Below are 24,502 nucleotides of genomic sequence, written 5' to 3'. Positions count from 1 at the left end.
GCTACTGATCTTCAGCGCGCCGGTGATGGTATCGCCGGTCTTGCTGACCTTCATCGAGAGAGCCGAGATGATCGACGTTGCAAAATTGGGATCGTTGTTGAGCGCAGCCGCAAGCTCCCGCAAGGTATCGAGAGCGGCAGGGGCGCCGTCACCAAGGTTGGCAACGACCGTCTCGATCTGCTGCGCCAAGCCGTCAATATCGTTGACGCCGTGGCGATGAACGCCGATCGCGGCTGCGGCCGACATCGGCACCCAGCCTTGTAGCGACCTTGCGAGGATGTAGCCCAAAGCCGCGTCCGCTGCTCCAGACACGTCGGTGAGATCATCGAGCGAGAACGTCTTGTCGGCATTCATCTTTTCGGCCAGCGCCGCCGCCAGGTTCTCCACCTGCTGGATCGGGTGGGTATGGTCGGCCGCCGCCTTGCCGGCCACCGACTGTCGCAGTGCATGGATGATGGCATCCAGCTGATCCAGCACCTGCTGAAGACGATAGAACTCGTCGTCGACGTCCGCTTCTGGGTCGGGCTTTGCGAGCCCAAGATGTTCGGTATTAGCCATCGTCCTGCCTTACATGATGCCAGCGCCGAGATCGCCGATGACCAGGCGTGCGGCAGGGCCGCCGGTTCCGGAAATTCGCAATCTCATGTTGGGGCCGGTCAGGTTTGCGTCTTCGTGCTTGCGTTCCACCCACATGGGGAACGCCAGGGCGTCCGTGTCGACCAGCGGAAGGTCGGTCCACGCCCCGCCGTCGATGGCGTACTCCATCGAGGCCGTCGCTCCGCCCGGCAGGAACGCCTTGTAATAAGACGCCACGCGTACGGTCTCGCCAAGGCTGAACGACCGCGTGACGTAGGTGAGCTCTTCAGCAATCTCGCCGGCGATAAGCTCAATTGGCGCAAACAGCACCGGCGAAAGCTTCTCGGTACCTGTCAGGACGGCGCGCATCTGCACCGTCTCCGTCAGGTACTCCGTCAATTGAAGCACCTGGAACGGAAGAAGCCGATAGACAGTACCGTTCCTGCGCTCAACCTCAAATACGACCGAGCAACCAGCGCCCGGCAGCTCGACAGCGGCACGGATCTGAAGGTCCGAGCATCTGACAAGATCATAGGTGCCGAGGTCGACCACCTTCGTCGTGGCGAGGCAACGAATTGCGACAAGCCGGTACGTCACCGCCTCGTCTTGATGAGCCGTCCACGTTTCAGCGTTGACTGACGAGAAACGAGGGCCGACCACATATGGATGCGACGTGACCCGCTTCTGTGCGTCCGCATCAAAACCGCCCAATCCCGCGACTGAGATCGAATGCTCGCTATCGTCAGTCTTGATAACGAAGCCGAATTTTCGGTCCGGAGGCGTCGTCACAGGCAGGTTGTAGCGGGCATGTTTCCACGTGTTGGCTACCGTACCGGTCATGGGTACGACTGCTTCCGCAAGGATCTCCGTCGTCGGGTACCCGTTGTCGATCGTCACCTGGTCGACCAGCAGGTGATTACCCGCATCGCCCACCGCACAGACATGGAAGTCTATGCCGACGATCTGGCGAAGCTCCGGAACTGCGAACATTTGTGCCTGCGGGTCAGCACCGGATTGGCTTCCACCATCGATATTCCCGCTGCCGCCAAACCCGGTCCAACGCTCCACCTGCTGCTGCGTCCAATTGATGACGGTCGTCACGCGACGCATGATGTCGACTGCAATCGTCCCCTGACCGGTGAACATGGCAACCGCTGCAGTGCCACCCATACCGACCGCCCTCACGACCTTACTCCCAGCTGTCACGTCAGCAGGAATAAGAAGCGAGCCGCTGATCTCTCCATTGGCATTTGCTGTCTGGATGCCCGCCGGCTTCACATCGACACCGTCAAAAGTCAGCGTCTCAAGGATCTCGCCGACGCCAAACCCGGAAATGGTAAAGCCGACACTGATCTGCCGCAGGAATTGCAGCAATTCGGCTCGCTGATCGACTAACTGGTTTTCCATCGAGCTCGTCTGAAGTGGACCGCTATCCGTGCGGACGCCGCGATTGAACTCTTGTGTCGTGGGCGAGGTCCACTCGACCCGGGATTCCGTCCAGAAATCAACCGCCGGGGAAAGCTTCATTGCCCCTGGCAGAGGCGTGAAGTTCGCATACGGATTGATTTTCTCGCAGGCGGTCTTCAGCTCCTGGCGGACAATGACCTCTTCCGTCCAGTCGAGCATGACCGGCTCTGCAAGCGGTGCCACATAAAAGGTCGGGGTGATCGACAGCTGGAGCATTCCGTCACTGATCGCGCCGGACTGAGCCTCACCGGCATCCCGAAACGTGTCGTCGACAAATGGGTCGACGAACATACCCTTCTTGGCGACTGGCTCGCGCGAATCGATGCCGCTTTTGATGCGCTCCAGCTGGATCAGCCGATCGTGATCGAGGATCCGGTTGAGGTACGTCCAGACGACATCCCACGGCGGATGCCACGTGGCATCATTCTCAATGACCGGCGTACCCATCCAGTCGTTGGCAATCTTGGCAAGCTTCAGGACGTTTGACGGAACCGCCGGCGGCATAGCGTTCTTCCGCGCCGGGACGCCCTTGATGTAAACAGGCGAACCATCCTCCTTCAAGCCGATACGATCGATCCGTGGCAGCTTTTGCGTATAGGCGAAAATGACCTCTCCGCCGGGGGCGCCGTCAGAAACCGTGATGGACTTGTTCGTAAAGGCATCCGCCACCACGGATGCGCGGTAGCGATAGGTTACCTCATAGCTCGATCCGGCGGCTGGCTCCGGCCCGACCCCTTCCCAATCGATCGTGTTGCCAATGAGAGCGTAGCTTCCGCCTCCGAATGTGGTTGCTCCCTGCTTCACCAGCGAAACCGAGATCACGCTCGTGTCCTGCAATCCGTCAGCCCCATTGGCGAGCGCGCCCCGCGTGACGGTGATCGTCTTTTCCTTCGTCAACAGGATGGAGTTGATCACACCGATCGGCGCGAAATCGACGTCAAACGTATGGGACGCACCACCCGGATAGATCTTTGTTTCGCCAGGGATGGCGGCCTCTTCCCAAATTTCCGGCTCCGCATGGCGCAACGCCGCATAACGGGTCCGCTTGAAGCCGCTGATATTGGCCTCGCCCTCCTGGATGGAAAACAGTTGCGACCCGCTGTCGGCACCGAGTGCGGTTACGCGGCAACCGGAAACGACATAGTTGCCATTGGCGCGGTCGTAGATTGCCAACTGCTGCATGACTGGCTCCAGCGAGGACGGGCCGGTCTGGTCGAGGATAACGCCATCCTGAAGCGTATAGACCGAGTAGAATTCGCCTTCACCGCTGTCGCCTTCCATCGCCCATGCGATCGAGGCCAGTTCACGGGCGGCACCCGCTTCGCCTTCAGCGCGCGAGCCAGGTACAAGCCCGACAAGCGACAGATCAACCTCATGGGTGATGAAGGACTTCATCAGGCGGACGCCGATCTCCACGCGACCGGCCATGGGCACGCCTGAAATGACCGCCTCGCCGACCGGGAAGACGTCGCCGGCGACATAAATCTCTCCTGAAGTGAGTGTTACGGTCTGCCCCGTGCGATCGACAACGGCGTCGGCACGGACAATCCGGTCGCCTTCGCTCACCAGCAATTTACCAAGACGGCGAGTGCGGTTGCGCTCTATCTTCTGGAGATCGTTCAGCTCGGCCCCTTGAATGAAGCGGCGCTCGCCATGGAAGACGACGCCTTGCAGATCCTGTCGGTCGCCCACGCGATCATAAGCCTGCGGAAGTCCGCTCTCGTGTTTGTACATGATGATGACCTATTGAATGGAGGGAGAATCAGGTTCGAACAGGCGAGGTCTGTGGAACCGAAGGAAAACGGTATGAACGACGAAGCGGAAATCAAAGTTCTGGACGGACATCTCAGCGCTGCCGAGGCGGTGCTCATGTTGCTGATCCGGCAGCTTGGGGACAGCGGCGTTCTTGACCGCCGGAAGCTTGCCGAAACAGTCACAGAAAACGCCGAACGAGAGTTCCGGCGCATCAAGACGAACCCTCAGCCGGATGATGATGATCGTGTCGCAGTTTCCGCTCGACAAATGAAGGTTCTTGCCCGCCGGATACTCGCTCTACCTGAGCCTCCGGAGTTTCAACCAAGCGTAGTAGCCTCTCGTTCCGACGATCCATGATCGCGATGATTTCAGGGGGCAGCATGTCCATCAGAACCTCACAATGAATTTGACCTGGTCGCGCACCGTCCTGCGCAATGGCAGGTGGATTGCCGTGTGGGCGATCGGCTCGCCGCCGATGAGCTGGCCTGGCTGAAGCCAAAGCTGCCCCGGGTTGATGCCGACTGCGATCTCTGCGCCGACCGTGATTTCAACGGATGCGGCGGTTACGTCCCATGCGTCGTTAACGTCGGTCATGGCCTCGACGTAAAGACGTCGGCCGCCGGCAGCAGGTACGTAATTGATGTTGCCGACCTCGTAGGGTCCGTTCAACTTTTGGGAAACAGGATGGACTGCGCGGCATCGCCTGTGACCGAGGAGGTTACCGCTCGTGTCCCTGAAGGTTGCAAACAGCTGCCTGCCGCTAAACCATCCTGCCATCAGGCTTCGCCGCATGTTCGTCGCGCTGTCGGCCCATTTGAATTGTGCCTGCACCCACGGATACTGCAACGACGTCCACTTGATGCCGCCACCTTCTGGCTCTTCAAGCCAGTTGCCAATTGCCAGTCCTTCGGCTTCCGTCAAAAGATGATCGACTTCAGTCACCCGACCAAAGGACCAGAGCGTCCCGGCATCCGTGACCGCAATACCGCTCTCCGTATCCAGCATGCTCCCGTCTAGAACGGAGCCGTCAGATTCGGTGGCGCCGATGTCGTACTGGTAAACGCCTCGACGCAAGTCAGAGCGCTTTGGAAGCGACAGACGCGTGACACCCTCGATCCGCTCCAGATCCGGAAAATCTGCATCCGGCAGTGCCGAGAAACGTAGCTGCGTACTGTTCCAATAGGCGCGGCCGTGCCACGCATCTTCCAGGGTTGCGGTGTAGCCGAGCCAGCCGAGGCCTTTGTAGACGGATGCCGGCGTGCCGCGGATCCTCTGCCAGTTCACGCCCTCTCGGTCGACGACCAAAGTATAGAGGTTCGGGACGTAAGGCGTCAGCTCGCCCAGGCCGTATTCGAAGACGAGGAACGGCAGGAAGGACGGTGGCGGGTTGAACTTCACCGTCCGGATTGCCTCGGCCGCCAAGTTCAACTCGTTCCAGCGCGGCTGCAGGGAGGCCTCGAAAGCCCTCTCATAGAGATCGGAGCTTGAAGGCAGGAGTGTCATCAGAATGCCCTGCCTCGATCATTGAGCTTAACCGTGCCGATCGAGATCGCCTCGTGTGGTTCGGCGATGAGATCGCCGGAAGTTACTGCGGCGAGACGGTGGACGCCGCCGACCATGAGTTTTGATATCCACCAGGTCTCGACGAGGTCGCGCCCGAGCGCGCGATTAGTGGACCAGGCAGAGCGAAGATTTGCTTCAGCCGTGGCGAGCGTATCCTCCGGCGCGTCCGGTAGCAGCCACACATCCGCCTGAAGGCTCACGATCTTCCTAACAGCAGAGGCGACGACAATAGTGTCGTTCACCATGATGACCTCGGGATCCTGCAGGGCGGCGTCGACCTTCGCCAGGAGCGCGGGCGAGGCGACGCCGTCTGGCGCAGTGGAATACACAGCGACATGGATCAGTGGGCTGCGCCGGACCCTGTAAACTATGGCAGCTTGCACTGAGAGATCGGCCGACATGGCGACGTAGCGGTAACGCGGCTCGGTCCCACCCGTAGATCGGCCCTGAATACCGAGGATGATGCGAACCAGGAAGCGATCGTCATCCTCGCCGGCCATCCGGTAGACGTCATAAAACGCGGCGAGATGTTCGAGATCCGAACCGCGAGCAAATGCCAGCAGCAGGGCGCGGACGGCGCCATTGATACGAGCCCGCAGAAGCGTCTCCCGGAAACTCTCCGCCTGATTGCTGATAACGGCCGGATCGGTCTCCAGCATCGAGACGTCGTAGGCCGGAAGATCCGCGCTCGGGTTCGCCACGCGGATGGCTTGCCAGAACTGTTCGAACCTCGCCTGTTGCCGAGCCACGATCTCGTCATGGCTGACATCCTGGATGATGGTGGGCGGCGGGAGGAGGGAGAGATCGATGCTCATGCAGCATTCCCCAGGCGGTTCAATGGTGTTGCCTTGAGCGCGAGCGGCACGGCGAGGTCGTAGTTTCCGAAGCGGCCCTCCGGGAAGTACAGGCCGCCATGGCGGAGCCCGAGCTTGCCGGTCTCGGAGATGGTCACCAGCTGCAGCTGGTTGAGAACATACTCGGGTTCCCATCGTGCAGCAGAGGCGACCAGCTCGTTGTAGATCAGCAGAGCGATCGAGGGCGTCAGATCCTCGGACAGCAGCGAGCGTAGATCCGAGCCGAAGTCGAGGCGCATCACGCGGGTGTCAATCCGCGTGCCCCAGATCTTGGCCAACGACTGCATCAGGTGAGGAATGCCAGTGATGACCTTCCCCGTCCTGCCGTCGATCCCACTGCGATACCGGATCTGTCCTGCCATACTTAAAGCGCCCTTCGATCTGGTCTTATGCGGGCTTTGAAGCTGCAGCCGGTGCAAGGTGACCGGCGAGCAGCTCGGCGCGTGCTTCCTCTTCCGTCAGCAACACCGTCGCGTTCAGCTCGACGCGCTTGCCGCCGATGCGGCCGGGTGCCCGATCGGTGACCTGGTAGGCCAGCTTGCCGTCGTCGGCCGCCTGGACGTTGCTTGGTTCTGTTTGTCTGGATTGTTTCGCCATGGGTTTCACTCCTCTGGTGGGCCGGACAGCTGGCTGCCCCTGAAGACTTCGGTGTGTTTGTGATCGTGTCCGACGTTGGTGCCCTCGTGCTCGAAGTCGCCGCCAGTCGCGCGGACATTCCCAACGAACTCGATCTCGGTGCCGACAAGGCGGATGCCATTCGGGACCAGCTCGATCCGACCGCCGCGTTCAAAAACCGCGCTGTCGGAGGATTTCGAGGGCGCCTCATTGTCCTGGTCGTAGGTTGACGGAATGGCGATTGAGCCGCCGCCGACGGTGCCCGAGGCCGATACCAGCATCATCTGCTCGCCTTCGGCCGGTTCGGAATGGATCTTGAGGCCGCCGGCACCGGCTTCCTGCCAACGCACCCACGGCGAAAGAACGTCTCGGCCGTCGCTGCTGGTCCCGAGCTTCAGGCGCACTCGGCGCTTGTCGGAATCCTTGGCGACCACTTTTCCGCTCAAGTTCATCATGGCGATACGCCGGTCGGCACGCTCTGCGCGGGCATAGAGACGGCGAAGCTCGCGGGAGGTTGGATCAATCATCGCTCACCTCGACAGGGATCCACGGCTCGATCGAGGTCAGCGCCTCGTCTTCGTACTGGATGTGGGTGGCGTCCTCGCTGACAGCGCCGGTGGCCTCGGGGAAGACGGCCGAGCTGATGTCGGCAACAACCTGCGTCCAGGTGACGGCGTAATAAGCCGTGCCCTGCTTGGCGTCCTTGATCGTGAAGAACGGCTTCATTTCCGGGGATGGCTTATCTTCGATCGGCATCGTGCCGTGAAGGCCCCATAAAGAGATCGTCGGATCGGCGAGGATGGCGAGCAGGCGGGCGCCGATCGCCAGTCCAACCTCTTCCTTCTCGCGCCGGCGGGTGGCGACGACCTTGGCCTCGGCGACAATGTAGGCCACCCACTCGACGGCGAAGCAGGTAGCGCCATCGGTGAGGAAGGTCTCGCGAACGCGACTGAAGCCGATCCCGATGCCAGGCGCCAGGACGACTGTTTTGGCGACCAGTTCCGACAGATCGACTTTCCCCGGATGCTTCTCGATCGAGACGCCTGGCAGAAGCGGCTTCAAGGTCGCGACGATCGCGGACTGAACCGGAGCAAGAGGATCACGAGCGAGCAGCTCGTCCATCGCGCGGGGCTCGATCATTGCAGTACTCCGAAGTGATCCGTCACCACATCGATGATCTCTTTGATGTTGTCAGTGGAGAGGCCGACGAACGGTCGCGCCGGTATCGTGACCGACTTCGCGAAGACCGCTTTGCCGCCGATCGCGAACGCGAGGTTCTCGCCGTTCTTCGGGATGATGGTCATGCCGTCCTGGTGGACGTGGGCGTATTCCCACGTTGAGCCCCACTCGGCCTCGGAGGCCGACGCCGTCCACGCAATAGAATAGAGAAGATGCTGTCCGGTCTGCACAAGGATCGGAGTGCCTTCGTGGTTCGGCGTCCAGGCGGTGCCGTCGGGCGATGTCTTTTCGTCGGTGATGCGCCGGCGGGTCTGGCTTTCTCCGAGGGCGCCAAGCGTGGTCATCAGCTCACTCGGCTGAAAATTGAACAGCGGGGAGAGCTTCTTCAGGACAAGATCGAAGTCCCCGGAATCGACAACGAGAGCGACGGTCATATCCGGCCAAGCCTCTCGCGGGTGAACATGCGCTCTGGAGCCGAAACGATGACCTCGTTCTGGCCGACGCCGTCGCCGGTGCCGTCCGCCGGCCCGGTGGGCGTCGTTGTGGTCAGCGCACCCTTGCCGGACGCGATCGCTTCCAGGCGCTTGATGGCCTGGTCGTAACGTTCCTTGATGTTCTCCGTGGAGCGGGAGAAGGCCAGCGCGATCCGATAGAAGGCGACGTCGATCGCGTAGACACGCAGCACGTCCAGCGATGATTGATCCAGCGCCGCCAGCTCGGCAGGCGAGTAGCGGGCGGCAAGGATGGCGCGGATCTCGGTTGAGGCGTCGTCGAGGCCATGGCCGATACGGACGTCGTCGCGCAAGCCGGTGGCTTCGTCGGCCGCGACAAGTGCCAGATCACTTGGGAAGCGGGCTTCCAGATCTGCAATGGTGGCGTAAGCGGCCATGTTCTCCCCTCGAAATTGGTGCTGCTGTTTGCCGGCGGCTTTGCCGATCGGCGGGGCTTAGGGCTTGCTAACGGCTAGAGTTGCCGCATCGGCCTTGCGCGGCGCTCCCCGCTCTGGATGCTTATTCGTCGTCGCCTTCGGTCGCCGGGACCTCTTCGGTCTTCATGTCGACCTTCAGCTTCGGATCGGCGCGCCATGCCTCGATCAGCTCCTCGACGTTTTTGCCTTCGAGATCGGCTTCGCGAAACTCGCGGGTAGCTTCGCTGAAGCTGAAACCAGCGCGCCGGCGTGGACCGCCAGGCGAGGTGACGAGAATGACGGGCATCTTCACTGTTTTCGTCGCCGGCGTGTTGTTGGCTTCCGGCTTGGTAGTCGTCTTGCTGGTAGTCATGTTGCTCTCCTAGCGGTTCTCAGGGAAAAGGCGTCGACGCCGCTTGCCGGAGAACCGCCGGCCGCCTGGGAGGAGGAACGGCGGCCGGCGATCTGGGGGCCAACGCGGCCCCCTCCCGGGATTTCAGCAACGCAGGTGCAGGCTAAGGCCGTTGGTGTCATAGCTCTCGCGATAGACCGGCTTTAGCCGTTGGATGACGCGGAAGGCGTTGCGGCCGAGGTCGCGCAGTTCCCGCCAGATGTGTTCAGCGCCTGTCGAGATCTGGTTGATCGCGAAGACGGTGATCGCGCCGGCTACCTCGACGATCGGCAGGAAGATCGGTGCGAGGACGGCAAAGAGAAGTCTCAGGCCGAAAAAGGAATGCAGGAAATAGGTGCGAGACATTTCAGGTTCCGTTGTTAGTTGCGGGCGGGTGGAACAGGCGCAGCCGAAAGTCTGCGCCTGTGGCGGCGGTGCGGGCGAGTTGCCCACGCCGAGACTAGTTCAGGTACGGAGCTTCAATGACGTGGACGAGGTTGCGCACCGTGTTGGAAGTCCCATTGATCTGCTCGGCCAACAGGATCTCGCGAGCCTTGAACGTCAGGGTCGGCCCGACGATGATGTGCGTGGGCTTCAAGCCGAGCTTGCGACCTTCGTCGTCTGTGAAGGACGTAATGGCTTCGTAGGCGGCCTTGAGGTTTGCGGCCGTCAGCTCCGCCTTGGAACCGAATGCCATCTGCCAGAAGCCGTATCCCGCTGCGGCGCGAGCATCGACGCCATAGAGGTATTCGTCACGCAGGAAGACGTGGTCGGACGACTTGGCATCTTCCTTTGTCGTGAAATTGTAGTCGCGGCGCTTCTGGAAGATGAAGGGCTTCAGCGGCCGGGAGAGATCTGCGAGGATCCACGATGCGCCGGCGCCAGCCTGCATGTTAGAAACGGACTGGACGTTGCCTTCCTTGCCGACCGGGTGATCGGTGTCAAAGAAGTTCTGGCCATCGTAGCAGGTGCTGGAGAAGGCGGCGTTGATGAGTTCGAAAACGATCTCGTCTGGATGGGATGCGGCGGAGTTGCCGAGCATCTCGAAGCGCGGAGCGTAGAGGCCAAGTGCATCGTCCTCGATGTCGTCGCGGGCGACGGCGATCGTAGCTTCGAACTTGCGGTTTGTGATCGAGTAGCCCTTGGCCTGCAGGCCCTTGATGTGGCGATCTCCGATCCATTCGCGAAGCTTCGGCATATCGCCAAGCCAGCCGTAGGTTTCTTCACGCGCGGTCGAGTTGATGATCGTCGCGACGGAGGTATGGAGCGACGCAACGCCCGTAAAGCCCTTCTGGAAGGCTGTCTTGAAACCGCGCTGTGCGGCGGCAAGCAGTTCTGCGGTGATAACGCGCATTGATGTTCCCTTGAGGTTGAAAGCTAAGTAGCTGGCTGGTCAGTAGCCGACGCGCACGAAGACGCCGTCGCTATCGACCTGGATGATCTTGCCGGCTACGGAGCGGGTGTTGGTACCGTTGCTCTTGGCCACGGTCTGATCGTCGACCAGGAAGGCGTCTTTTCCGACGTCGCCGGCCGTGATGGCATCGGCGCCGAGATTGAAGAACTTGAACGTGCCGCGCTTGGCCGCGACCATGACCGCCCCGTCTGCACCGGTGTTCTTGATGGTGGTCGGCGCCACGCCGAGAACGACAAGGGCGAGGGCCGTCTTGCCCGGAACGGCGAGGCCTGCTTCCACGGCGACGATCGCACCCTGCAGGATGGTGGTGGCGCCCTTCATCGGCGCCTGCGAGTACACGCCTTCGATCTCGGTCGGCTGGCGGGCCTGGCTCATTGCGGTCATGTTCTAAGTCTCCAGCGAAAATGTCGGGTGGATGGATCAGGCGGCGTCGAGGCCGTTGGCCTTGCGGTACTCCTCCTCCGAGAGACCCATCTCCTTTATGATGGTGCGGTCCTCGGCCGAGAGCGTCTTCAGGTCGCCGCCACCGCCGCGTTTGTTGTCGAGGTCAGAGGGCGCGAGACCGGCACCGAGCGTCTCGATCAGCTTCCAGACTTGCTCAAAGCCGCTGTCGGTCGCGCAAAGAGCCTCGTAGCTCTCGCGCTGCGCCGGGCTGATCTTCTTCGCCGTCAATGCGCCTTCGAGTAGAGTGTCGATCTTGGACTTGCGGTCGACCGCCTTGATGCTCTCAAGTTCCGAGCCCAGGGTCTTGACCTGGTCGAGAGCCTGCTGGTGGATCGCTGGGTCGACGCGCTTGGTCAGCATGTCGCCGATGGCGGACAGGCACGCGGCCTCGTTTGCGTCTTCCTGCAGGTTGAGAGCCTTCGCGATAGCCTTCAGCATGTTCGTCTCCGTGTGGGTTGGGTCGGCCGATGCGACGGCCGGCATGGAAATTCCAGGCGCCGCCACAAGCCCGGCCGAGTGCAGCCAGTAGGCGCGGCCGTGATCGTCGGTCTTGAGCGCCGGTGAGATAAAGCGGTGAGACTTGGCGGCGAGGATTGCGAGACCAGGCTCCAGCCACTCGACGCGGCCATAGAGGCCATCGGGCCGCGCCTGCAGCTCCTCGATCCATCCAATGGCGGGTGCGGATTCGCCGAACATGGCCTTCTTGACGGTCGCATGATCGACATCGATCGGCAGCGCGACCTTGTCGGCATTGAAGCGCTCGACGAGCAATTCCGGATCAATCGTGAACTTGCGAGCGTCCCGCGCCGTGAAAGGACCACGCGGCGCAAGCTTGATCCACTGTGGACCTTTGTCCGCGCCGGCGAGCGGCTCAACAGCAAAGACGTCGATCGTGGCGACGCTCGTCATGGCCAGCGCTTCGGCTTCAGCCGACGAGGTGGCGAGACAGGAAATCAGAAGGGTGGTTGCGGTGCGGTTCAACATGGGGCAATGTTTGCCATGCCGATCGCTTCGGGCCGGGCTGACAAGTGTCAGCCCCATCAAATCCGACGAGGCGTCCGCTCCGCCTCACATGCACACGAGCATAGCGCCCCCGCTTCAAATTTAAAGCCGTTTCAAAGCCCGCTGACGCGTTTTATACACATGGGACGAGTATCCGGGCGTTCGAACGCTTCTACGCGCTCCTGAGGGCGATATTGAAGAGCTCGGAAAGGATGCTATATTGCCTTTGCGTGGCGGTCGAAATCCGTTGGCCTTGATTGCCCGATGGAGGGGAGCCGGTGAAAGCCGGGGTCGGTCCCTCCCTGCCACGCTTCAATCCTCAAATGGCCATTCGATATCTGACCGCTGCAACTGCCGGCGCAGTTCGTCGCCGGTCTTCTGGTGCAGCGAGTTGACGCGAAGATAGCCGGTGGATGACCGTGTCACGAACGATCGCCAGAAAGCCCGGCCAATCTTAATGACCAGCGTCCGCACTCCCGGCTTGCCAGCGAGGTCCGGGAGAATTGGTGCTTCGGAAAGGATCTTTGGCAAGATCGCGAAATCCTCAACGCTCATCTTATGGCGATCGATCCGTTCCGCAATCGTCTCGCTGGTGATCGAGATCACTGGTGACTTTGCCCCCAACTCCTCCGCCAGCTTCGCGTTGTGGCCGGCCGGCAACCAGACCTTCTGCGGAAGGCGTGGCGCCAGGCGGAGATAGGGATCCTCCCAAAGCTCAGTCAACACTTTGGTCGCATCCTCTGGCGCCGCCACTTCAAGTCGCGTTTCCAGATTGCGTATCAGTGTCGAGGCACGCGACAGTCCGGGATTGGTGTGCCAGCCAGGATCGATGCCCGGCGGCACCATTGTGACTTCGCCAGTGCGCCGGTTGCGGTGCTGGATGTCCGGCCCCAGGTCAGGTGCGCTGTCACGGTAGAGGATTCCGCCGTCCTCCGGTTCACGGCCGAGGAGCTGTTGCGCTTCACGGCCGGAGATCTGGCGCACCTGGCACTTGCAGAGCCAGCCGTTGGGCGGCCAGTGCGTCTGCCAGAAGGGATGGTCGACGGGGAGTATGATGCCGACCCAGCCAAGGTGCTCCGGGCGAGGATCGCCCGACGTGGTGCGAACATAGAGGATGTAAGGCAGTGCCTTCTTCGACCGCTGGACGCGCTCCCATTGTCCTGCCGATCGGGCGCTGTTGGCGTTCGACCAGAAGATCGTCTTCAGGCGGCGATCGCTGGCGAAGTTGACCATGCGATCGGGCTGCTCACCTGTCGGATCGGAGACCATGCGTGGTCCCCACCAGCCAAGCTTCGACAACTGCTTCTCGATCATCGGCTTCCAGTTGTCGAAGCCTTTTCCTTCGGCGATCGCCTGCGAAATCGTCGACCTGAAGGAAGTGAGCACATCCAGTTCCGTCGCCTTTGCCACGGTGAACTTGTAGGCGTGCTCTTCCGACCAGACGTCCAGCCAGGAGAAGGCCGGCGCGTTCGACTTGCCATCGAAGTAGCCGGTGACCTCAGGAGGAACTGCGAAAGTTTTGCGGATCTCGGACATGCCCTCAGTCCGCTATGTCGCCGACGCCGCGCGCGATCGCCGTGAGGCGTCCAAGCCTTTCAGCCATCTTTGAAGCGTCTGGACCGGCGGCTTTAAGCATATTCAAGGCGTCGTCGAAGCTCGTTGCGTTGAGGACGATATCGGCAATGGGCTGCACGATCGGCCGTGCCATCTCCTCCCAATCATCCATGGCGTGTGCGAACAGCGCCTCGACCTGGTCAAGGGCGTCGGGCTCTCCGGCCTCGGCCGCGAGCAGTGCGGTGCAGGCTCCGCAGCGGCAGGCGCGGCGGTGGTCGATCACGATCGCGGAGAGCGCGGCCGTCTTCGACTTCCGCTCCGCCTCGGCGGCTGTCTCGTCGTTGGCTGCCGGCGGGGTTTTCTTCGGCTCCTGCTTCACCGGCGCGGTGTCGACTGCCGGTGCAGCGGCAGGCGGCGTTAGTAGATCGTCGTCATCGTTCGGATCGGACAGGCCGAGCTTTTCGCGGACCTCTGTCTGCTTTACCTTCAGGCCGAGGGGCACCAGCCGATCGAGAGCCTGCGACAAGGCGTCGATGTCCTCCGGATCCGGTACCAGCATCTGAAGCTGCGGGTACTTTTCCTGTGGGCCGAAATTGAGATCAATGAAGGGTCTGATCAGATCGCGGTTGAAGGTGATCGCTTCCTGCCCACAGTCGGCGCGCAGGATGTCCAGGCGCACCTCATTGTGGATCTTCGCCTGGCCAAGCGACGAGCCATTGTCGCTGGTCATCGTCTGACCGACCACCAGCTTCGAGATCTGCTTGTCGATATAGTCCAGAAGGCCACCGAAGACGGCGGCACCATTGGCGCCGTTGACCTCGTGGAATTCGATCTCCATTCCGGCAGGAACAATGGCGGCCGCGTCGTTGGCGATCGACGACACTGCTTTCAGGAGCGTCCGCTTGTCAGCCGGGCTGGCGGCGGCGTTGTATTTGCCGACGCGCAAAGGCATGCCATAGACCTCGGAGAATGCCGCCCAGTCCTGCAGGGTGAACTGCTGGATCAGGTAGGCCCACGCCGCCGGCAGCGCCATTCCGCGGCGAAGTGGCAGACCGGCGCGCGTGGACGGCAGGTGCCGGAGGAACTTCGCCTCGGGAAGTTGCTCTCCCTCGATCGAGCCGTCGACGGCAAGGCGGAGGTGACGGAGAGACAGGCGGTCCATCTGGAAGAAACGCTGGTCACGCTCGATGTACTCAACCGGCCGCAGCTTCTTGCGCTCATACTCCCACATCATTTCGGCGACAGCGTAGCCCTTCGAGATCGCATCGGTCAGGCTGCTGCGCGCGGTCAGGAATCCTTCTTCGTTGATCAGCTCCTCGACGGCTTCGACGATCTTGCTGTCGATGCCTTCACCCTCGATCGAGATCGGCACGCTGTCGATCGCAAGGCGACGGGTCTGGAGCTGCGATGCGTAGTGCAGGTAGCGCTCCTCCATTTCCGTGGCGAGCGTCAGATAGGACCGCGCCTGTCCTTCGGCCGCGTCGCGCAGGATGGTGCCGAGGCGCTCGGGCGTCAGGCCGGTGGCAACGCGGTCCTCATGCGTGCGACGAACTCCGGCGATCGTCGGCGTCGCAACCTCTTGCGAGAGCGTCCTGACCACGATGGCATGGCCGTCAGGGCCAAGGATGGAAGAAGTGCGGTCTACCAATGTCGTCTCCCGAAATCGAAGTCGTCGTCGTCATCGTCGGAGCTGGCGGCGACCAGATCCTTGATCGATTCATAGCCATACTCGTGCCACTGCTGACGGCTGGCGAAGTGGGCAAGCGCAAGCGCGATGACAAAGTCGCCGTGGCGCTTTTTCGAGCCTTCGCCCGATCGGAGATCCGGCACCCTCGGAACGCCGGCGATGACCTTCACCAGGCGGAGGTCGCCCAGGTGCTCGTCATCCTTGGCGAGCGCGATCATGTCGTCTTCGAAGGCCGCTTTTAGGGGCGGCATCTGGAAGCGGTACCAGTCGACGGAGAACTTAATCGCGTCGACCAGGCCGCCGCTACCGTCAGGCAGGCGGAAGCCGAACTCGCGGCCCATGTCTTCGGCAACCGTCCAGCCCATGCCGGTGGCGTCGAATGCGGCACCGACCAGGCGCGGTGCGCCGCGCAGGATCATGCGAGTGAGCAGCTTCTGTTCGTCACCGGGAACGTTGCGCATTTCCAGCGTGAGCGCGGACTCCCGTTTGAGCGTGCGAGTGATCGAGAGCAGCTTTGCAACGGACAAGTCGGCGACGCGGGCAAAGTCGAAACCGAAGGCGTGTGTGCGCTCCCGGTCGAGGCGGGAGATAGCCTCCTGTAGTTCTTTTACCGTGTTGGCCATGAGCACCATGCGCTCCAGGCGCGTCCGCTGCAGGTAGTCGCGCGGCAGCTCCAGCCGGATGATCGGCGCCTCGATCGTCATTCGGGCTTCGATCAGCACGGCCGGGAGCCATGCGCCGGTACCGGCGGTGGGAATGCAGAACAGCTCCTCATCGGCGCCGTCACCGTAGAAGTCGATGATCTCCTGACGCCACTTGGCTTCGCCCTCGGCCGTCCATTCGTTTCCGTTGACCAGGCAGATGCGCTCGTAGAGCCCTTCCTTCAGCGCCTGGTCGAAATCGATGCGGATATGATCGTACTTCGTGCGCTCGGCCAGGATGTCCTGGATCTGCTTGTTGAACTCGTTTTCGGTACCGTTGTGGGTTGAGCAGACCACGACCTGGCCGCCCCACATCAGGAAGGCGAGTGCGGCCTTCAGCAGCTCCGGCAGGCTGTCGACGAAGGCCGCTTCATCGATCATCACCACGCCCTGCTTACCGCGAAGGGTTCGCGGTGCAGATGACAGGCCGATGATCTCGAAGCCTGACGCAAAGCGGATGCGGAATGCCTGGATGGCTCTGGTCTCTTCCTTGTCGCTGTCGTCGAACAGGAACTCGTCGACGGCCATGGCGGCGTTGGAAAAGGCCTTTGCCCACATCGCGCAAGCGTCGATGAATTCGCGCGTCATCTCTTGGGAGTAGGAGATGTACATCACGTCCATGCCGCCGGCGGCCTTGGTCCGCCCAGCTCGCAGCGCCGCGTAGGATGCGAAGCCAAAGGTTAGGCCGATGCGTCGACTCTTCTCAACGAAGAGAACGCGGCAGGCAGCGCTCTCCAGCAGCTCCAGCACGCGTGCCTGATAAGAGATAAGGGCCTTAGGAAGGCCCACCTCGCTGACAACTCCTGGAAGGACTTCGGTCGCTTGGCGGCGCGCCTCGGCCCACTGCGCCTCTGTGATCGGCGCCGTCATGACTTCTTCACCCCGAGGATCTGCGACAGGATCGCTTCGGTGGTCTCGGCTGTAAGCCCCTTGGCCTTCGCCACAGTCTCGACTGCCTTCTCTGCCTGTTCCTTGAACTCGGCCTCGACCTTCTGGCGCCGCACGGTAGAAATGCCTTGCGCCTGCGTTGCCTTGAACAAAGCGTTTGCCAAGCTCATCGCTTCCTTCGGCGCCATGCCACCTTCGCCGCTATTGGTCAGCAGCTCGAAGATCAGCGTCTTGATGGCCTCGGCCGCGATGAGCGTCAGGTTGTCGGAGTCAGCAGCATCGAATTTCTCCGCCAGCGTCGATGCAATTTCGCGGGTCTGATTGAGGCGCGATGAGAGCGTTGCGAGTTTGATCGAGTAGCGATTGAACGCGGAGAACGAAGGGATGGCGAATTCCAGCTCGCCACGGTGCTCGCGCTCGATCGCTTCCAGTCGGCCGACAAACTCCTTGTAGATGTCGGTCTGTGTCAGATCCCGATCCTGGAGTGCATCGGCTGCCCAAGCGACGGCCGGCGCGCAAAGCTCCGGCAATAGCTCAATGCCGCTTAGTCGGCCGCGTCCGATCATATCAGGCCCCCGGCCGCGACGGGCGCTTGACGCCCTCGATCGCAATGTGTCGATCGAGGTGACGACGGCCATGGTCGGTAAGCGTACCGATCTTGACGCTGCCGGCTTCGACGACGGTGATTGCCTCCATCGTCTTCAGGTACTCCATCTGTTGATGGATCCACGGACGCTCCTGGTGGATGGCAAACCGCGCCAGCACCTGTTCGAGCATGCTGGATGACAGGCTCTCATTGGTCTGCTCGGCAAGCGCCTTCAGGATGATCAGCCGCGCTTCCTCACGGACGATGCGCGCGAAGTCGGTAGCAAGTTCGCTCATTTGTTTCGTGCCTGTTCTAGAAGTAGATCGTGCAGCCGTTCGCTGGTGGCAGCGATCGGCTTCATTCGTTCGTCCATGGCATCGAGCCTGCCAAGCAGGTTGGCCATCGCCAATTCGAGCTTGTGGGCAGTGCTCTTGTCCGGCAGGTGCCTCATCTCGCTCTCTACCGTCTGGACGCGGCGATCGTGTTCGACCAGCTTGCCTTCGACCTTGTCCACGCGAGCCGTCAGCGTCTTTTCCCCGGAGGAGAAGTAGCCCTTGGCGTGACCGAGCAGCGCGATGATTGCGAGGGCCAAGCCCAAGTATTGTGAAATTTCCGCTGGGCTCATCGAAGCGATTTCTCTCTCTCGTGGATCTTCTGGCACTCGATACAACGCACAGCGAACGGGGCTGCGATCCGACGATCTTCGGGAATGGGCCGCTCGCAATCGCAGCAGATGGCAGAGCCCTTCCTGCTGACTGCATGTGCGGCGTCTGCGATGAGCGTTTCCCGTTCCTCTTGCTCTCTGCGGGACGCCTGGTCGAAGGCTCCATTGCCGAAATTCATTTAGGCTGCTTCCAAGTCTTCACGGCTTCGACGGCCTGCTTGCCGATTTCCTTCACCGTGTGACCGCCCATGTAGAGGCTGATAAACCAGCCGGTCAGTGTCATGAGGGTCGCACTGTCGATTGGATCGACCGCAAATCCGGAGGCTCGCAGGAGCGGAAAGATGAGGAAGGCGCAGGACCACAGAAAGGCCAGCAGGTACATCCAGCCCCACCGCCAGGCGCTTTCCCAAAAGCCACCCGCCTGCTCGGCCTGAAGCAGCGCGAACTGTCCTGTGAGCCCAGCTTGATAGAGCGCGATCAGCTCGGGCGCAGCGTGTTCGACCTCTCTGACGGCTTCCTCCACCAGGGCGGGGTTGGCGTCGGGCAGAGCCTCAGGCTGAATGCCAGCCCGCGAGGCGATCTGCTCGACAACATCTCCGGCCAACGAGCCGGCCAAAGGGCCAACGTGCTTTCCGACGATAGCCTTGATGAGAGGGGCACCGACCTTTGCGGCGGCACCGAGGATGACGGCCAGTGTCGCGCTCATCAGAAGCTCCTCAGGAAGGCTGCGGTTTTCGGGAAGCGAGGAGCGAGACGAACGGCGATCATGTCGCGGTAGTGCCATGCGAGCCAAGCGCCGTAGAGGAGGCCTGCGGCCAACACGGCACCGCCCAACCAGAGGCCTGCGGTGTCCGGCAGCGCCGTCAAGTCGATCGTGTAGGGATCGACATTGGTTGCCGCCTCGCCAGCTCCCGCAGCGACTGGCGTCGAAACAGCGGTAGTGGTCACGGCGGTCTTAGCCTTGCTGCGGGCGTCTATCTCGCGCTGAAGTGTTGAGAGCGTAGCGCGACCGATCTTCGCGTCGACGCTCAGATCGTAGGCCTTCTGGAAGGCTTCGACGGCAACGCGTGTCACTTTGCCGGTGACGGCACCCGGTTCAAAACCAATTGACCGGAAGCCAGTGCGAATGGCTTCGATCTCACCAGGAGTGACTGAGACGACGAAGGTGGCGAAAAGGACATGGTCGGCCGGCCGTGCGGTCACGCCCTTCATTACCCAGTGGGGATATTTACCCAGGAGGATAACGTCAGCCTCTTCGGCTCGGCGGCGGACAAGGCCGGGCAGAACTTTCCCGCCGCCTTTTTTCCAAGCGGCAAGTCCCTTGCGGGTGCCGGCGGAATTGCCGGCGCGGAAATCCTTGACCCACGAAGCCCGACCGATGGCTCCGGTGTTGTAATGGAAGGAAGTGCCGCCATCGAGAGCGTCCTGACTGGCACTGGAACCCAACGCTTTCAGGACGCCTGGAACATAGTTCTTGGAAAGAGCGAGATCGACCAAACGATCGTTCTCTTCTGCAGTGATCGTCATGCCGGGCTTGACCGTGACGACGCCTGAGGCCGTGGTAAGCCCGGCACCGATCGTCAAATCACCAGCAGCGCAACGATAGGCCCGAAGGACGACGCCCTCATGCCCGTACAAAAAGGAGCGCCCTTCAGCGCTCACGCGTCTAGTCGCGGTCATATGATTTGCCCCTTCAGTCCCTGGGGCGAATATGCGATGGCGAGGGGAGAAATCCGGGCTGACAGCTGTCAGCCCCATTAGTCTCTAAGGACTAGAACAGACGGCCTTGGCGGTCGTCTTCTGCTTTCATGCGCCAGATTGTGCGCTCATGCAAGCCCGAGATGCGGGCAGTTTCACGAACACTCTTGCCGGCATCCAGAGCTTCGGCCGCGCGCAGTCTCGCGGTCTTCATCAGGCTCGCCGCGCCGCGCGGGATGACCTCCCTGCGAAGTCCGCTGCATCTGCCATCGGCATCTGTGGTGGCAAGACCCCGGCAGATCTTGTCTGCCAGCTCGAAGCCGACCAGGTCGGTCAACCAATGATTGGCCTTTGCCTGAGGTGGCAGGTCAACGCGGGTGCCGCCTCGGCTTTGAGCGACCTTCAAGGCCGCCTCTGTGCCGGCGATATCGGAGATGTCAGCAAGGATGCCGGGGAGGGCGGTCATATCAGGCCGCCTCTTCGACCAGCGAGATATTACGAACCGTCAGAACGACGCTGCGCATGGCTGCATCCTTCGACCGATAGACATAGCGAGCGGTGATGGTTCCGTTAGCCTTGCGCCAGATCCCGGAAGAGGCCTGTAGCGTATACCCCTCGACCAGGCTCATCAGCCCCGGATTGAAAAGGTCGGGAGCAAACCCGACGAGCTTTTCGATCGAGAGCTTGAGTTTCCATGAACGAGTTCCTCTCTTGCTGCGGCTCATCTCATGCCTCCAATAATAGAGCAGCTTGATCAGACTTGGCGGCCGCAGCGGCCTTGCGGGCAGCAAGGCGGCGAGCAGCTTCACCGGGATTGGCGAGTGCGAGATCTGCCAGCCGGCTGTAGAGATCCTGCATGCCGGGGCGAAGGTGGCGGGTGATGGAGAAGGGGCGGGCTTCCGATGGGAACGCATCCTTGATCCAGATATACCAGACATAATCGGTGGCGGTGCTGGCTTCTGGATCCCACGCACCTTCGATCAGTGCCACCCGCTCTGCGAACGGACAAATGAAGGTCGGCGGCTGGGGACCGAAGATGGTGTGGTATCGCTCCTGGCCGGAGAGCCAGCCGAGGCGGCAGAACAACGCAACGCCCTCGGTGGCTATTTCAAGCGCCTTTAGAACGAACTTCAAAGACTGTTCGAAGGGCGGATTGATGAAGACCCAGTCGGGGATCTGGTGGCCGTCCTCGACCAGGCGCTCCCGGCTCTCCTCAAGAAAGTCGCGGATCTCCGGGTTGATGCCCCAATCCGCAAGGTCAGAGACGTCTACATGGCCGAAGCTTTCGCGGAGCGGCAGGGCCATATGACCACCGCCGGCGCAGGGATCGCGGGCGCGCTTCGAGCGCAGATCAATCAACTCGCGCAGGAGCAGCTCGTGGATGACCGCGCGGGTTGCCCAGGGCGGCGTCGGGAAATATTCGAGCGCGTCCTTCGTCGGCAGGCGGGACTCCATGTGGTTCGTTCTCATGACGTGACCACCTTCCGGGAGCGGATGCGCTCACCGAATGCATTCATGACGCGGATCCACTGCTGATCGTCGAGATGCCGGTCGAGGACGCTGCCGCCGACGATCTCGACGATCGCGGGCCAGAAGCCATTCCGGTTTTCAGAGAGGATCGCCCACTGCGCCGCAGCGATCTTGTAGCCGGTCGCGCGCAGGTGGCTTTGAGGGTGCAGGCCTAGCAGCGACCAATCGACACCGGCCTCTCGGGCGATCCAGCCCTTCAGTGCGTCAATGACCTTGGAGGCGTCATCGGCGTGGCGAAGCCAGCGCTCGCGCTCGATGCCGGTCTGCCGCTTGATGAAAGTTTCCAGCGCCGCGTCGTCGCGATCGCGGACGATGCCGAGGTTATAAGCGGCAATCCAGAGCGCCTGGAGCTTCTTCGCGAACTTGCCGGAGAGCTTCTGGCGGCCACCCTCACGACGCGTCGCGCTGGCCGGAGTGAACCCCTCGTTGCGGAATACCGTCAGCACCTTCTGGCGCTCGGCCTCGCTCATGTCCTTTGTGGACGATTTCCCGGTGATCAGCTGCAGCTTGCCACGATAGGTGTCCTCGTCCAGCCCGAGCTGCTTTTTCGCGACATGAATGGCGGCGAAGGATGAGGTCACTGGCCTGCCTCCGTCTGTCCGGAGAGTTCAGGGCAGATGGCTTCGCCGATGTAGCGTTCCCGGTTAGCCGAAAAAACAAGAGCGCGACCACTGTTCTGCGGATCAACGCAAACGAAGACCTCGCGTCCTTCGTATAGAGAGGAAGAGCCGTAATTGTTACCGTTGATATTGACACTCGATCCAATGACGCGCCGGTGACCACTGACAAGATCTTGTCGTGACGGGGGCCACATCCAGAACGCGGTGGCGACTACACAGGGCAGACAGGTGCAGCCGGTTATAAAGCCCTTCCGGCCGCGATGGTCATATTTTCCACTCTCATCCCGGATCGGCGCGGGCACCTCCCTCGATTGGGGCGATGGGGTCTTGGTGTTGGTCATTCCTCGCTCCTATGGGGTTCGCCGCTCCGATGAAGGTCTGCGCTTGCGATATCGTGTTCAGTCGCAAGCCTGACGCCACGGATGCCGCCCGTGTCGAACTCGCTCTTAGAGGAAAGGCGGCACTCACCGTTCAGAAACATTTCGCGTGCTTCAGCGGCATTTGCAGCGCCTTCGACAAGCCATTCTTCGGTGACGATAGAGCGCCATGTGACGACGTGTGCCTTAGCCATTGTCCGAGCCCTCCGTGGTGGCGAGGGCGGCCCGCTCCAGCGCCACGGTAATGTGGCGATGCGAAACGGCTTCAAGGTCTTGAACCGTGATCAGGATCGTGTCGTCGTCATCCGGGTCCGGCGTGTCGTCCAGTTCGCATGCAGCGAGGACGATCGCCTTTGCGATTTTGTCGGCATCGATCCCCCTCACATTAGATACGGGCGGCGGCGTGTGTGTTCTGATCATGCCGCACCTGCCTTGCAATCGGCCGTGTAGTCCAACTCGCCGGGATGGCAGTTGGATACGTAGCGGTCGCCTTCAAAGCGAACCTTCACGTAGTGGTGGTGGCTCTGGCCTTCCGGTTGGATGATCCCGAAGCAGCCGGTGACCGTGTGCTGGACGTACGCGCCAACCGAGACGTCAATGCCATAATACTGGCGGATGTAGCCGTAGCTCATGCGAGCCTCCGGACAATCTGATCGGCAAGCCGCGTTAGGTTCGTCTCACTGAGAAGCTCATCGACCCAGTTGGAAATCTCGATCGAAAGGCGCGCATAGTGAACGCCCTCCTGCTCGACGACTTCGTGGCCGTCTTTTCGGTACTCTTCGGTCAGGGCTTCCAGGATGCGGTCGAAGGTTACGGTCTTCATGCCGTTTTTCCTCCAACAAGTATCGCGATCGCGAGCTTCGCGCACTGCAGGAATCTAGCATCGGGTGCAACGGGGATGGTTGCGGCGAGAGTGCCTTCAACGCTACCGGTGGTCCCGATCGCGCGAAGGTGGGAGGATGCGTCCTTCATGCTTTCCGCGAGGATGTTGAGGCCGTACCTGCGGCCCTTAAAGTAATAGGTGCAGACAAACTCCTGAGGCTTTCGAGCTGCGGCGATTTCCATGCTTGCGATTGGCTTCATGGCGCGCCCACCCGGTCGATCTGGAAGTGATCTTCCAAAATTTCCACCTTGATACCTGCCTCGCGGATCGGCCCGTAACCTTCCACGGAATCTGAGGGCAGAAATTCTTCGTAGCCACGGCCGGCGAGCTGCGCGATGTGTTCGCCATGCCGCTCGAAAGCATATTCATCCGTGCCGAAGTCAGAGATGCAGCGGTTAAATTCCTCCATCATCTCCGGAGTGAACTTAGCTTCGTCGATCTGGACCTTGATGCGTTGAGTAACCTCAAACTCGAAAGTCTTCATCACAGCACCTATGCCTTCGCGAGGTCGATAGTGACGGCCCGCCAGCCATCGGTGACTTTCTCGCGGCGATAGAACCGGAGATATTCCTTTGAGCCTGTCACACGCATGGCATCGCGGATGGCGTCCATGGCCCGCTGCCAGCGCTCATCCTCGATTTGATGCCGCAGCAACATGAAGATCTCGGCGCGGTTGATCTTGCCTTCCTGGTCGGTGTTGAACGCCCTGGTGACGATCGCCTGGATCTCTGGCCGGCTATTTGCCGACCATTCGTTCAGGCATTCGTCGATCAGGCTTTTGGCCTGGTGTAGCTCAGGCCCGAAGTCCACCAGCTCGGCAACCTGTACCTGGACTTTCAGAAGGCCGTCGATCGTCTGATAGGTGCGGTTGCCCTTGGCCCCGCCGATCTTGACGCCGTACTCCTGGGCGAGCAGAGCGTCGAGGCTGCCGAGGTCCACCTTGCTGTAGCTGAGGAAGCGCGAGATCTGTCCGTTGAGATCAATGGCGAAGTCCATCATTTTCCGGACGGTCTCGTCTTCAAGCTTGTGCTGCGGCTTGACCATGGAGAGCGGCACGAAGCCGCCCTTGGCATCGGTCATGTATTCCTTGCCGTTGATGACGGTGACGCCATCGGTGCGCTGATCTTCGAGAATGACTGCTTGCATT

Annotated in this window: 36 protein-coding genes and 1 pseudogene; 1 reads left to right on the top strand and 36 read right to left on the bottom strand. The window is 61.3% G+C overall.

Annotation, left to right across the window (positions count from 1 at the left end; all coding sequences use genetic code 11):
• Nucleotides 1-558 (bottom strand): annotated as a pseudogene (locus LH464_RS17465) (hypothetical protein); the annotation flags it as partial.
• Nucleotides 559-567: 9 nt separating this feature from the next.
• Entirely contained in the window at nt 568-3,777 is a 3,210-nt protein-coding gene (locus LH464_RS17460) for a DUF4815 domain-containing protein (protein ID WP_226787678.1), read from the bottom strand.
• 72 nt (nt 3,778-3,849) lie between these two features.
• Between LH464_RS17460 and LH464_RS17455 the strand changes: the two genes are divergently transcribed.
• Nucleotides 3,850-4,155 carry a hypothetical protein gene (locus LH464_RS17455; protein WP_226787677.1) on the top strand — a complete coding sequence of 102 codons (306 nt, stop codon included), beginning with the start codon at nt 3,850-3,852 and terminating at the stop codon, nt 4,153-4,155.
• Between the two features lie 30 nt (nt 4,156-4,185).
• Here the strand turns inward: LH464_RS17455 and LH464_RS17450 are convergent, their stop codons facing one another.
• From LH464_RS17450 to LH464_RS17285, 34 genes are all read right to left on the bottom strand, one after another.
• On the bottom strand, nt 4,186-5,301 hold the full coding sequence (locus LH464_RS17450) for a phage tail protein (RefSeq protein WP_226787676.1): 1,116 nt from the start codon (nt 5,299-5,301) through the stop codon (nt 4,186-4,188).
• A complete protein-coding gene (locus LH464_RS17445) occupies nt 5,301-6,176 on the bottom strand; it encodes a baseplate J/gp47 family protein (protein ID WP_226787675.1) in 876 nt (291 codons plus the stop codon). The genes LH464_RS17450 and LH464_RS17445 overlap by 1 nt, the downstream gene beginning before the upstream one ends.
• A complete protein-coding gene (locus tag LH464_RS17440) occupies nt 6,173-6,577 on the bottom strand; it encodes a GPW/gp25 family protein (protein ID WP_226787674.1) in 405 nt (134 codons plus the stop codon). The genes LH464_RS17445 and LH464_RS17440 overlap by 4 nt, the downstream gene beginning before the upstream one ends.
• A 25-nt stretch (nt 6,578-6,602) precedes the next feature.
• Nucleotides 6,603-6,812 (bottom strand): hypothetical protein, encoded by a 210-nt coding sequence (locus LH464_RS17435; protein WP_226787673.1) that lies wholly within the window; start codon nt 6,810-6,812, stop codon nt 6,603-6,605.
• A gap of 5 nt (nt 6,813-6,817) precedes the next feature.
• Complete coding sequence (locus LH464_RS17430; RefSeq protein WP_226787672.1) at nt 6,818-7,357, bottom strand: phage baseplate assembly protein V; 540 nt, start codon at nt 7,355-7,357, stop codon at nt 6,818-6,820.
• On the bottom strand, nt 7,350-7,970 hold the full coding sequence (locus tag LH464_RS17425; RefSeq protein ID WP_226787671.1) for a hypothetical protein: 621 nt from the start codon (nt 7,968-7,970) through the stop codon (nt 7,350-7,352). Before LH464_RS17425 ends, LH464_RS17430 begins: the two co-directional genes overlap by 8 nt.
• Nucleotides 7,967-8,443 carry a phage virion morphogenesis protein gene (locus tag LH464_RS17420; RefSeq protein ID WP_226787670.1) on the bottom strand — a complete coding sequence of 159 codons (477 nt, stop codon included), beginning with the start codon at nt 8,441-8,443 and terminating at the stop codon, nt 7,967-7,969. Before LH464_RS17420 ends, LH464_RS17425 begins: the two co-directional genes overlap by 4 nt.
• Entirely contained in the window at nt 8,440-8,898 is a 459-nt protein-coding gene (locus LH464_RS17415) for a gp436 family protein (RefSeq protein WP_226787669.1), read from the bottom strand. The genes LH464_RS17420 and LH464_RS17415 overlap by 4 nt, the downstream gene beginning before the upstream one ends.
• A gap of 121 nt (nt 8,899-9,019) precedes the next feature.
• Complete coding sequence (locus LH464_RS17410) at nt 9,020-9,289, bottom strand: hypothetical protein (RefSeq protein WP_226787668.1); 270 nt, start codon at nt 9,287-9,289, stop codon at nt 9,020-9,022.
• A 123-nt stretch (nt 9,290-9,412) separates the two neighbouring features.
• Nucleotides 9,413-9,673, bottom strand: coding sequence for a hypothetical protein (locus tag LH464_RS17405; RefSeq protein ID WP_226787667.1), 261 nt, complete (start codon nt 9,671-9,673; stop codon nt 9,413-9,415).
• Nucleotides 9,674-9,767: 94 nt separating this feature from the next.
• On the bottom strand, nt 9,768-10,661 hold the full coding sequence (locus tag LH464_RS17400) for a Mu-like prophage major head subunit gpT family protein (RefSeq protein ID WP_226787666.1): 894 nt from the start codon (nt 10,659-10,661) through the stop codon (nt 9,768-9,770).
• Between the two features lie 39 nt (nt 10,662-10,700).
• Nucleotides 10,701-11,105 (bottom strand): hypothetical protein, encoded by a 405-nt coding sequence (locus LH464_RS17395; RefSeq protein WP_226787665.1) that lies wholly within the window; start codon nt 11,103-11,105, stop codon nt 10,701-10,703.
• 36 nt (nt 11,106-11,141) lie between these two features.
• Entirely contained in the window at nt 11,142-12,149 is a 1,008-nt protein-coding gene (locus LH464_RS17390) for a phage protease (RefSeq protein WP_226787664.1), read from the bottom strand.
• A gap of 330 nt (nt 12,150-12,479) precedes the next feature.
• Entirely contained in the window at nt 12,480-13,703 is a 1,224-nt protein-coding gene (locus LH464_RS17385; protein WP_226787663.1) for a phage head morphogenesis protein, read from the bottom strand.
• A 4-nt stretch (nt 13,704-13,707) separates the two neighbouring features.
• On the bottom strand, nt 13,708-15,369 hold the full coding sequence (locus LH464_RS17380; protein ID WP_226787662.1) for a DUF935 domain-containing protein: 1,662 nt from the start codon (nt 15,367-15,369) through the stop codon (nt 13,708-13,710).
• Entirely contained in the window at nt 15,363-16,979 is a 1,617-nt protein-coding gene (locus LH464_RS17375) for a hypothetical protein (RefSeq protein WP_226787661.1), read from the bottom strand. The genes LH464_RS17380 and LH464_RS17375 overlap by 7 nt, the downstream gene beginning before the upstream one ends.
• Nucleotides 16,976-17,563: a DUF3486 family protein gene (locus LH464_RS17370; protein WP_226787660.1), complete on the bottom strand. Its 588-nt coding sequence runs from the start codon at nt 17,561-17,563 to the stop codon at nt 16,976-16,978. Before LH464_RS17370 ends, LH464_RS17375 begins: the two co-directional genes overlap by 4 nt.
• A gap of 1 nt (nt 17,564) precedes the next feature.
• Entirely contained in the window at nt 17,565-17,879 is a 315-nt protein-coding gene (locus LH464_RS17365; protein WP_226787659.1) for a VpaChn25_0724 family phage protein, read from the bottom strand.
• The gene (locus LH464_RS17360; RefSeq protein ID WP_226787658.1) at nt 17,876-18,175 is read right to left on the bottom strand and encodes a DUF2730 family protein; all 300 of its coding nucleotides are present in this window, start codon (nt 18,173-18,175) and stop codon (nt 17,876-17,878) included. The genes LH464_RS17365 and LH464_RS17360 overlap by 4 nt, the downstream gene beginning before the upstream one ends.
• Nucleotides 18,176-18,204: 29 nt before the next feature.
• Complete coding sequence (locus tag LH464_RS24880) at nt 18,205-18,426, bottom strand: TraR/DksA C4-type zinc finger protein (protein WP_226787657.1); 222 nt, start codon at nt 18,424-18,426, stop codon at nt 18,205-18,207.
• The gene (locus tag LH464_RS17350) at nt 18,423-18,953 is read right to left on the bottom strand and encodes a hypothetical protein (RefSeq protein WP_226787656.1); all 531 of its coding nucleotides are present in this window, start codon (nt 18,951-18,953) and stop codon (nt 18,423-18,425) included. Before LH464_RS17350 ends, LH464_RS24880 begins: the two co-directional genes overlap by 4 nt.
• Nucleotides 18,953-19,927: a glycoside hydrolase family protein gene (locus LH464_RS17345; RefSeq protein ID WP_226787655.1), complete on the bottom strand. Its 975-nt coding sequence runs from the start codon at nt 19,925-19,927 to the stop codon at nt 18,953-18,955. Before LH464_RS17345 ends, LH464_RS17350 begins: the two co-directional genes overlap by 1 nt.
• Before the next feature lie 91 nt (nt 19,928-20,018).
• Complete coding sequence (locus LH464_RS17340; RefSeq protein WP_226787654.1) at nt 20,019-20,411, bottom strand: helix-turn-helix domain-containing protein; 393 nt, start codon at nt 20,409-20,411, stop codon at nt 20,019-20,021.
• 1 nt (nt 20,412) lies between these two features.
• Complete coding sequence (locus tag LH464_RS17335) at nt 20,413-20,670, bottom strand: hypothetical protein (RefSeq protein ID WP_226787653.1); 258 nt, start codon at nt 20,668-20,670, stop codon at nt 20,413-20,415.
• A gap of 1 nt (nt 20,671) precedes the next feature.
• The gene (locus tag LH464_RS17330; RefSeq protein ID WP_226787652.1) at nt 20,672-21,415 is read right to left on the bottom strand and encodes an SAM-dependent DNA methyltransferase; all 744 of its coding nucleotides are present in this window, start codon (nt 21,413-21,415) and stop codon (nt 20,672-20,674) included.
• The gene (locus LH464_RS17325) at nt 21,412-22,056 is read right to left on the bottom strand and encodes a gp16 family protein (protein ID WP_226787651.1); all 645 of its coding nucleotides are present in this window, start codon (nt 22,054-22,056) and stop codon (nt 21,412-21,414) included. The genes LH464_RS17330 and LH464_RS17325 overlap by 4 nt, the downstream gene beginning before the upstream one ends.
• A complete protein-coding gene (locus LH464_RS17320; RefSeq protein WP_226787650.1) occupies nt 22,053-22,436 on the bottom strand; it encodes a Mu transposase C-terminal domain-containing protein in 384 nt (127 codons plus the stop codon). The genes LH464_RS17325 and LH464_RS17320 overlap by 4 nt, the downstream gene beginning before the upstream one ends.
• Complete coding sequence (locus tag LH464_RS17315; protein ID WP_226787649.1) at nt 22,433-22,666, bottom strand: hypothetical protein; 234 nt, start codon at nt 22,664-22,666, stop codon at nt 22,433-22,435. The genes LH464_RS17320 and LH464_RS17315 overlap by 4 nt, the downstream gene beginning before the upstream one ends.
• Nucleotides 22,659-22,892, bottom strand: a complete 234-nt coding sequence (locus LH464_RS17310) for a hypothetical protein (RefSeq protein WP_226787648.1) — start codon at nt 22,890-22,892, stop codon at nt 22,659-22,661. Before LH464_RS17310 ends, LH464_RS17315 begins: the two co-directional genes overlap by 8 nt.
• Nucleotides 22,889-23,104, bottom strand: coding sequence for a hypothetical protein (locus tag LH464_RS17305; RefSeq protein ID WP_226787647.1), 216 nt, complete (start codon nt 23,102-23,104; stop codon nt 22,889-22,891). Before LH464_RS17305 ends, LH464_RS17310 begins: the two co-directional genes overlap by 4 nt.
• Nucleotides 23,101-23,295, bottom strand: coding sequence for a hypothetical protein (locus LH464_RS17300; protein ID WP_226787646.1), 195 nt, complete (start codon nt 23,293-23,295; stop codon nt 23,101-23,103). Before LH464_RS17300 ends, LH464_RS17305 begins: the two co-directional genes overlap by 4 nt.
• Nucleotides 23,292-23,555 carry a hypothetical protein gene (locus tag LH464_RS17295; protein ID WP_226787645.1) on the bottom strand — a complete coding sequence of 88 codons (264 nt, stop codon included), beginning with the start codon at nt 23,553-23,555 and terminating at the stop codon, nt 23,292-23,294. The genes LH464_RS17300 and LH464_RS17295 overlap by 4 nt, the downstream gene beginning before the upstream one ends.
• Nucleotides 23,552-23,839 carry a DUF2528 family protein gene (locus tag LH464_RS17290; RefSeq protein WP_226787644.1) on the bottom strand — a complete coding sequence of 96 codons (288 nt, stop codon included), beginning with the start codon at nt 23,837-23,839 and terminating at the stop codon, nt 23,552-23,554. The genes LH464_RS17295 and LH464_RS17290 overlap by 4 nt, the downstream gene beginning before the upstream one ends.
• Before the next feature lie 8 nt (nt 23,840-23,847).
• Nucleotides 23,848-24,501, bottom strand: coding sequence for a DUF3164 family protein (locus LH464_RS17285; RefSeq protein WP_226787643.1), 654 nt, complete (start codon nt 24,499-24,501; stop codon nt 23,848-23,850).
• Nucleotide 24,502 lies beyond the last annotated feature (1 nt).

Source organism: Pseudorhizobium xiangyangii, assembly GCF_020531965.1.
GTDB classification, from domain to species: Bacteria; Pseudomonadota; Alphaproteobacteria; order Rhizobiales; family Rhizobiaceae; genus Neorhizobium; species Neorhizobium xiangyangii.
This window is presented reverse-complemented; position numbering and strand designations above follow the sequence as displayed.